The following is a 9,195-nucleotide window of genomic DNA, read 5'->3' as shown; positions in this document are numbered from 1 at the left end:
AGGCAGCCTGTCAAGGTATTCGAAGAGTACCGTCAGGCGGCATAGGCGAGTGTCGCACTTCGAAGTTGAATTCGCGCCCCACCATTTTGCCGCGCAGTATTCTCCCTGAGCCGCAGGCTGTTTTGTTCAATGAAACCACTGATAACACGGTCTATACAGGTACGGTCGAGGTTTAGGTCGCGGTAGTCTTCTCGCATTTCTGCCATTTCAAAGTCCTCATATATGTCTTCGTTTGATGCTATCAGTGAGCTTCACGTTATGACAAGAAGACATTCCCTGTAAGGAGTTGAACTGGCGTCCAAATTTTGGTGTCATGGTAAAGGGTTACAGAAGCGATTCGCTGGAACAGGTCATCTAACTGATTGATCTGAAATGATAAACTAAAGATTGGTTGTCACCTCCCCCCAGCTCCACCAAACGTTTGGAAAGGGCCACTTCGCAAGAGGTGGCCCTTTTTATATCCGACATCCTGACGCTTAAAAAGATTCACGCCTCACCAAGAAGGCATGGAAATATCCAACCCAGGCACAATAACGTCAACAAACTCGTCAATGCCCCGCCACAACCTAACCTGCTCGCGAACGGCCTGCTGATAGGCCCAGGTCACAATAGCGGTAGAACGGTCGGCATCAACCCCCACCAAAAGCCCGAGCTCGTCGGTGAGGAGTGTTCCATACATCACAATATTCTGCTCATACCAGGCATCCCTGTGCTCTGGCGCTGCGAGGAAGTCTCGCTTGCTACGATTGCAGTTGGCATGTGCCAGCACGAAGTTGTGACCCAGATCGAGAGGATAGCGGCGCCAGGGGATGAAGTGATCCACCTCGCCAGCCCCCTGTATCGCCTTGCGGCAGTAAAAGCAGGTTCCCCCCTGCAACTCTCTCAGTACTTTCCCCACCCGTCCCAGCCCCTGCCGGCGTGAACCAAAGAGAAAATCTTCCAGCCCCACACTGGGGCCAATCAGCCCCTGATTGCCCTTTATATCGCAGATAAGTTGCAACCAATGTTGTCGGGAGAGGGAAACCACCAGATCGTAAAAGCGATGAAGACAGTAGAGAATACCGGGGTTCAGGCAAATGTGATCCGCCCCCTTGCGATGAGGATAGAGGTGGCACACCTCCTGACCTCCCAGGATCTGCAAACGCCATAACGGGCCTTCAATCAGGATACGCCGCACTCGGGCAATGAGAGGCCGCCAGGCAGAATGGTCCCGCAAAGCGGTCACCGAACTCACACCCTCTTCACGCAGCCGAGACAACTCCGTCAGCATGATTGCCTGACGCCCGCTGCTCTGCTTGAGCAAGGCAGCACTTTCTTCCGTTGCCGAGTAAGGTAGAGAGTGCTGCCAGTAGAGCTCAACAAACTTGGCTGCAAGCTCATCCAGCGTGATGGTACGGGCCGCTGCCAGTTCATGGTTATCAGCATTGCGCCCGATGGCGATATCTGCAATCCCGTGCAGCAAGGCACACTTGTAAGTAGCCACAAAATCGCCTTCGGTGAAAATGCGTTGCAGATAAGCGATAAAGGCAAGTTGTTGCTCAGGGGAGGCGTGCATGTGTTCCCCCCAGGATCAGGCTCTGCCAACTTAGCTCACCACGAGCCATGACATCCTGTTGTAGGGCCGAGGCGTGGAGGATCGTCAGCCCCTCCTTCCATGCCAGACATTCAACTTCCTCGAGGCTCACCGGGAACATAGCCCGCTCCCGCATCTCCTGCTCTGATACGGAGAAGCGAAGACTCAACACCAGATAACCCTGTGGCGAGAGCAGCTCACCAAGACGAGCCAAGGCCAGCGGGCGATCCGCCAAAGACAAATGCATCCAGACCGCACTGAGCAGGATCAGATCAAAAGGGCCGATTACATGAGAGAGTGCTGGCATGGAATCATTAACCCACGTCACCGCTAGCGTGCGAGTATAGCGTTGACCCAACGCACTGAAGGCGTGACAAGGCTCGACCGCCACCACATGGTGGCCAGGGTTCAGGCCACCCAAAAAAGCTGCATCCCGTCCACTGCCCGCCCCTACGTCAAGCAGTCTGCGTGGGGCCACCATCAGCCAAGGTTCCAGCAATGTGAGCCAGTCACCATGAACGGCACGGGCCGGGAGCTGCTGATAACGGGCTGCCAGTTCGTGGGCATGGTACTGGTAGTAAGCGAGAGGCACGATGCGTTCCAATCGGGAAAGGAAGAAAAATAATCTCACAGGATCAGTGAGTTGGCCATGACTAGTACAACACTTTCCAAACATGAACGATTAAGGGACAGAGGCATTTACAAAACCGGGAGTCCGCCAAAAGAACCGCAGCCAGGGGCTCCAAATGATGGCACCGTTCAATATTTCGGGTAATATTCATCCAACTCACTGATCTCTTGGCACTTATTATCGCAATGAGAGGTCAACGCCAGATGGAGATGGCTATTGATGAACCCCCTTGTTGTCGTCACCCCGTTTGGGGATGACAAGATTCTCTCCTTTGATCTTGAACTGACCCGAGATGAAAAACTGCGTCACTTAGGGGCGCTCCTGGCGGAACGTGAGCTCAATCTCAAAGGGCCGCAAGAGCTCTCCATCAAGGCGCTCAATGCACTGGCACAAGACGCAGACCTGATCCTTGGCCACAACATTCTCGATTTTGATCTCCCTTGGCTGGCCAAACAGGCTGTACGTCCACAACTGCTTCTCGATAAGCCGGTCATCGATACCCTCTATCTATCGCCTCTCGCTTTTCCCAAGAATCCCTATCATCGCCTGGTGAAGGATTACAAGCTGGTACGAGATACCCTTAACGATCCGGTCGCCGATGCAAGGCTCGCGTTGCAGATCTTCTCCGAACAGTTGGCAGCCTTGCAGAACTTGCCTCTACCCCAGCTGCAGCTCTATCAATATCTTTTTAGTCAAGGCGTCACGGCGCAGTTCAATACTCAGGGACTCTCCCTGGTGTTTGCCCGGTTAACGGGTAGACCTCTAGTCAGGGTCTCCGAACTGCCCACCCTAATTAAGAGCATTGCTCATGAGAAGGCATGCCCGAATCAACTTAGCCGGGTAATTGGCGATGCCCTGCACCAACCCATGCTGCTGTTGCCTTTGGCCTATGCCTGCGCCTGGTTGCCGGTTTCCGGCGGTAACTCAGTGTTGCCCCCTTGGATTTGGCGCCGTTTCCCTCAAACGGCAGAGATCATCAACACAGTTCGTGAACACCATTGTGGCCAAGCTGACTGCAGCTACTGCCAGGAAAACCACGATGCACGCGGTCATCTGCAGCGTATCTTTGAACTCGATGATTTCCGTAATCTGCCTAACGGAGAGCCACTGCAGAAAACCCTGGTCGAAGAGGCGATGGCAGGCACGCCCTTGCTTGGGATCCTGCCTACCAGCGGTGGCAAATCGCTCTGCTACCAACTCCCTGCCCTGGTCCGCAATCAGCGTAGTGGCGCCCTCACTATCGTCATCTCGCCGCTGCAGGCACTGATGAAGGATCAGGTGGACAATCTTAAATTCAAGGCCGGCATCGAAGGGGTGGCCGCCATCTCCGGTCTGCTCACCCTGCCCGAACGCGGTGCGATCCTAGAGCAGATCCGCATGGGGGACATTGCGCTTCTCTACATCTCCCCGGAGCAGCTTCGCAACCGTACCGTAAAACAGGCCATACGGCAGCGTCAGGTCGGTGGCTGGGTGTTTGACGAGGCGCACTGCTTGTCGAAATGGGGCCATGATTTTCGACCCGACTATCTCTACTGCGCCAAGGCGATCGCCGCCATTGCCACTGAGCAACAGGTTCAGGTTCCCCCCGTCTTTTGCTACACCGCCACGGCCAAGCTGGATGTGATTCAAGATATCTGCGATCAGTTTCTCGATAAGCAGACCCGACCACTACTCAGACTCGAAGGTGGGGTGGAGCGCACCAACCTCGAGTACCAGGTGATCGAATGTCCCGGGCTTAATAAACAGGGCCATATTCTCAATCTGCTCGAGCAGTTCTTCGGTGAGGGCAGGCCTGGCTCCTGCGTTATCTATTGCGCAACCAAACGCAGCGTCGATGAGCTAGCCGACTTTCTTGGCCAGCAACAGTCCCTCACTGTCGCCCGTTTTTATGCCCGCATGGACAACGCCCAAAAGAAGGAGACCCTGGAGCAATTCATCAATGGCGAGATCCGGGTCATCTGTGCAACCAATGCCTTTGGCATGGGGATCGACAAAGACGATGTACGATTGGTCATCCACGCTGACATTCCCGGCTCCCTCGAAAACTATCTGCAAGAGGCGGGTCGAGCAGGCCGCGACACGCATCAGGCGCACTGTGTTCTGCTGTTTGATGAGCAGGATATAGAGAAGCAGTTCCGACTCGAGGCCATGAGTGAAGTCAGCCTGCGCGACATCAAACAGATACTGCGCGGGATACGAGTGAGAGCCAACAAGGGAAACCGGCAGGAGAACCCGGCACCGCTGGTTGCGACCAGCGCCGAACTCATCAATCAGCCCGAAGTAGAGACCAGCTTCGCCGCCGACGACAACAATGCCGACACCAAGGTCAAGACGGCTATCGCCTGGCTCGAGCGAGCCGGATATCTGGAACGCAGCGACAATATCACCCAGGTGTTTCAGGGCCGTCCCCTGTTTACCTCCACCGAAGAGGCCATGAAACGGGTTGATACCCTGAAACTTGCCCCCAAGGCTAAAGCCATCTGGCAAGCCGTTATTCAAGCGCTCATCAATGCAGATGACGACGATGGACTCAGTGCCGACACCATTGCCGAAGAGGCGGGCCAGTACATGGTCGATCAGGGAAGCGGAGTGCAAGCCAGTGAAGTGATGCGCGTGCTCACTCAAATGGCGGATGTGGGATTGCTCTCGCAAGGCATGCTGCTCACCGCCTGGATCCGCCCCAAGGGGAAAGACAACGCCCGGGTACTTTGTGGCCAGGTACACAGCATTGAAAAGGCGATGCTCGCAACCCTGCGGGAACAATTGCCTGCCCCCGAGCCCAACATCGGTCACCCCCTCAACATGCGACTCCTCAACCAGGCCATCAAGGAGCAGGGCCATGAGCAATGTAACCCTGGTTTGCTACGTAACCTGTTGACCAGTTGGTCCCAAGATGGCCGCTCGGGTGGAGAGAAAGGTGCAATTGATGTGAGATACCTCTCCCGGGACCACTACCAGATAACATTCAACCGCACCTGGTCCCAAATCGAGCAAACCATCGATCAGCGCCATGCCGTTACCGGGGCAGCGCTCGACTTTCTCTACACCCAGTTAGCCAGCAGTGAAGAGAGTGTCCAACGTCAGGTCATGATCTCGTTCGCCCTAGAACAGTTAATCAAATATCTGCGCGAAGATATGGATGTGGCCCAACTGATGGGCAAGCGGGAGGCAAGCAGCCAACAGGAGTGGCTACTCAAGGGGTCTGAGCGAGCACTGCTCTATCTGCACGAGCAGCATGCCATTGTGCTACAAAATGGCCTCGCCGTTTTCCGCACGGCCATGACATTGACTCTGACGGCGGAGCGCCAGCAACAGTACAACAAGGCAGACTATCAACCCCTCGAACATCACTATCGCCAGAAGGTTATTCAGATCCATGTGATGAACGAATATGCCCGCATTGGTCTTGAGCACTTCAAGAAAGCCAGGGATCTGGTGACCGACTACTTCTCCATGGAAGCTGACAAGTTCCTCGGCCATTACTTCAAGGGAAGAGGCAAGGTGTTAGAGCTGGCGACCAGTGAACACTCCTGGAAGCGTATCGTGGAAGAACTGCACAACCGACCACAAGAGCAAATAGTTCAAGCCCCGCCCGAGCAAAACTTGCTGGTACTGGCAGGGCCAGGTTCGGGCAAGAGCAAGGTGATCATTCACCGCTGCGCCTACTTACTGCGGATCAAACAGGTCGACCCGGCCAAGATCATGCTGCTTTGTTACAACCACAACGCGGCCATGTCCTTGCGCCGCCGCCTGGTCGAACTGCTGGGACGCGATGGTGCCAGGGTCTCGGTCTTCACCTTCCATGGCCTGGCCATGAGCCTTACAGGCAATGCAGTGCAGAACCGCACCTCGGACGATATCAACTTCACCGCCATCATCGATGACGCCATCAAGCTCTTGCGGGGAGAGCAGAGTCAGCTCGGCCTCGAGATCGAAGAGCAGCGGGAGCGCCTGCTAGGGGGACTGCAATTTTTGCTCGTCGACGAGTATCAGGACATAGATGAACAGCAGTACCAACTTATCGCAGCACTGGTAGGCAAGAGTGAGGAAGATGAAGAGGCCCGCCTGCATCTGATGGCCGTGGGGGATGATGACCAATCGATCTACGCCTTTCGTGAGGCAAACGTCAGCTTTATCCGCCGTTTCGAGCAAGACTACCACGCCCAAACTCACTTTCTGACCTGGAACTACCGCTCAACCGCCCACATCATCGACACCTCAAACCGCTTGATTGAGCACAATCAGGATCGCATGAAGCGCACGCACCCCATCGAGATCGATGAGCGACGCAAGATCGAGTTGGCCGGGGGGCTCTGGGAGGGACTAGAGACCGCGCAGGGCCGCGTCATCATCCAGCAGTGTCAGGATGCGGCCCAGCAAGCCGCTGAAGTGGTGAGACATATCGCGCTCATCCGTGAGAAGGCCCCCAACTGCCCATTGGAATCTATTGCCGTGCTGGCCCGTAACGGGCTGGAGAAAGACGAGCTAGCCTGGATTCGATCAGCACTGGCAGATGCCGACATTCCCTGCCGCTTCACCCTGGATAAAGAGAATGGTTTCCCCGTGCATCGCTGCCGTGAGATCTTGCGCTACCAAGGTTGGCTACAACAGCAAGGCCATACCTTGCTAACGGCAGACCAACTTGCAGCCCCCCTCCCCCCGCTTGCCCAAGCCAACCGCTGGGAGGCGCTACTGCACAGTCTGATTGCTCAGTGGCAAGCCAGCCAGGGGGAGCATGCTCTTTCGGCCCACCACTTTCTGATGTTCCTCTACGAATATCTGAGCGAGCAAAGACGCCAGATCCGCTTCGGCAAGGGAGTGCTGCTCAGTACCGTGCATGGGGTCAAGGGGGAAGAGTATCGCCATGTGCTGCTACTCGACGGTGGCTGGCAACGCGCGGCAGAGCTATCAGCCGGTAACCTGGAAGAGGAGCGTCGCCTCTTCTATGTGGGGATGACCCGCGCCATCGACAGGCTGGTTCTCATGGCTCGCCAGGATCAACGTAACCCCCATATTCCACTGATCGCCCCCCACTGCTTCACGCAGATTCCCAGCGCAACAAGACCGGACAGACAACGCCGCTTTGCCATGATGGGCATGTCGCAACTGGTATTGGGGTATGCAGGGCGCAGCAACGGGACCCACCGTATCCACCGGCTCCTCAGTCAGCTAAAGGTTGGCGATGCAGTGCGCATTGCCCCCGATAAAAACAACAAGCTTCACGTCTATCACCAGAGTCACGAGATAGCCCGCCTCTCACAGCAAGGAGAAGAGACCTGGCGGTTCGATATGAATACCATCCGCGAAGCCAGGGTGATCGCCCTGGTGGAGCGGTGCAAAGAGCAGGAGAAAGAGGAGTTTCAACCCCATATCCGCAGCGAGCGCTGGGAGATCCCCATCATAGAACTGGAGCTGTAACATCTGCGCACAGTACGGCCAAACGGAGACCAACGGCAGTTTTCAACAGATGGCCCATCAAGAGCCATATCTGTATTCATTTTGCAGATCGCAAGGTACTGCCAGCATGGCATAAATTGCGGCCGCGACGGCTGCCTGGAGACGGTCGCCTCCCTCTCGGCCATCAAGAAGCGGGCCCGGGTCTTTTTCAAGCAGCAGGGCGCGGATCCCGCAGCGCTGGCGGAAGGGCGCGTCGGCACCGCCCAGTTGCTGGCACGCTACCAACAGGGGGATCTCATGATCCGCGCCATGGTGGACGAAGGAGCCCGCGCCATTGGCCTGAGCCTCTACAACTTCCTCAACATCCTCAACATCAACCGCATCTGGCTCTATGGCCGCAGCTGCGGTTTTGGCGAAGAGTGGCTGCAGACCATCATCCACCAGACCGGCGCCAACCCGTTCGACTGCAGCGATGCCGTCAACGCCACCCACATCCGTTTCGGCCAGCTCAGCCGTGCCCAGCAGGTGATGGGGATTGGCTATCTCTATGTGGAAAGTGCCCTAGCACCGCCTCGCTAGCCAGTTTGCGCAAGAGCTGACTCAAACCCCGCCTGCTGGCAGGCCCAGTCGATGAAGGCTTGCGCCTTGGGGTTCTGGCAATTGGGCAGGGTGGCGATGTAGTAGCGCTGGGCGCAGCGCACCGCCATGTCCGGGAAGGGGGCCACCAGCTCGCGCCGTGCCAGCCGCTGGCTCACCAGGTTCTGCCGTCCCATGGCCACCCCGGCGTGGTTCATGGCGGCGATGATGGCGAGATCGGAGCGATCAAACCCCATGCTGGCCCTGCATGCCGAAAGCGACACGCCGGACTGCTCGGCCCAGCTGGACCACTCGTCATCGTTGGAATCCTGGCTCCAGGCTTGCCGGTCATGGAGCAGGCGGCAGTGTGCCAGGTTGGCCGGGTTGACGAGCAGGCCTTGCTGTTCGGCGTACTCGGGGCTGCACACCGGCACCATGTACTCGTCCATCAACGGGTGGATGGCGAGCCGCGCAGGCGCCTTGTCATCGAAGCAGGGGGCGAGATCGATGCCGTAACCATGCAGGTTGATGTTCTCGTTGCCGGTCATGACGTTGAGCTCGATCTGGGGATGCAGACGGGCGAAATCCGCCAGCCGTGGCACCAGCCAGCACTGGGCGATGGAGGGTCGTGAGAAGACGGTCAGGGGGCCCGACAGCTCCTGATGGCGGATCTCCAGGATCTCCTGATTGATAAACTCCAGCGATGAGGTGAGCGCCCAGAACACCCGCTGCCCGTCCGCCGTCAACGCCACCTTGCGGTGAAAACGCTGGAACAGCTTGAAGCCAAGCTCCTCCTCCAGCGCGCTGATCCTGTGGCTCACCGCACTCGGGCTGAGCGCCAGCTCGTCGGCCGCCAGCGCAAAAGAGCCGTGTCTGGCTGCCGCCTCGAAGGTGTGCAGCCTGGCCAGTTGATAGCCGTTGAGCAGCTTGTTGCTCGCGATGCGGCTTCTCGCCACCTGGTGATCCTGCTGGTACATGACGCTCCCATTGCCCCCCTTCAACACGTGCACCGATGATA

The 9,195-nt window shown here is 57.0% G+C and carries 5 protein-coding genes; 2 read left to right on the top strand and 3 right to left on the bottom strand.

What is annotated here, in order from left to right; translation table 11 throughout:
* Positions 1-493 precede the first annotated feature (493 nt).
* Together PG897_RS19605 and PG897_RS19600 are read right to left on the bottom strand one after the other, a co-directional pair.
* A complete protein-coding gene (locus PG897_RS19605) occupies positions 494-1,555 on the bottom strand; it encodes an HNH endonuclease (RefSeq protein WP_270829282.1) in 1,062 nt (353 codons plus the stop codon).
* Positions 1,539-2,204: a class I SAM-dependent methyltransferase gene (locus PG897_RS19600; protein WP_117405142.1), complete on the bottom strand. Its 666-nt coding sequence runs from the start codon at positions 2,202-2,204 to the stop codon at positions 1,539-1,541. Before PG897_RS19600 ends, PG897_RS19605 begins: the two co-directional genes overlap by 17 nt.
* Before the next feature lie 219 nt (positions 2,205-2,423).
* Here PG897_RS19600 and PG897_RS19595 point away from each other — a divergent pair, with 219 nt between their 5' ends.
* On the top strand, positions 2,424-7,622 hold the full coding sequence (locus PG897_RS19595) for a RecQ family ATP-dependent DNA helicase (RefSeq protein ID WP_215269728.1): 5,199 nt from the start codon (positions 2,424-2,426) through the stop codon (positions 7,620-7,622).
* A gap of 81 nt (positions 7,623-7,703) precedes the next feature.
* Positions 7,704-8,180 (top strand): ROK family protein, encoded by a 477-nt coding sequence (locus PG897_RS19590; protein WP_247656404.1) that lies wholly within the window; start codon positions 7,704-7,706, stop codon positions 8,178-8,180.
* On the opposite strand, the gene dsdC is transcribed toward PG897_RS19590, so the two are convergent.
* Positions 8,177-9,154 (bottom strand): DNA-binding transcriptional regulator DsdC, encoded by a 978-nt coding sequence (dsdC, locus tag PG897_RS19585; RefSeq protein WP_270829280.1) that lies wholly within the window; start codon positions 9,152-9,154, stop codon positions 8,177-8,179. The genes PG897_RS19590 and dsdC overlap by 4 nt on opposite strands.
* Positions 9,155-9,195 lie beyond the last annotated feature (41 nt).

Source organism: Aeromonas sp. QDB20, from assembly GCF_027707805.1.
GTDB lineage: Bacteria > Pseudomonadota > Gammaproteobacteria > Enterobacterales > Aeromonadaceae > Aeromonas > Aeromonas dhakensis.
The sequence above is the reverse complement of the archived record's forward strand: the minus strand, read 5'-3'. Positions and strand labels throughout refer to the sequence as shown.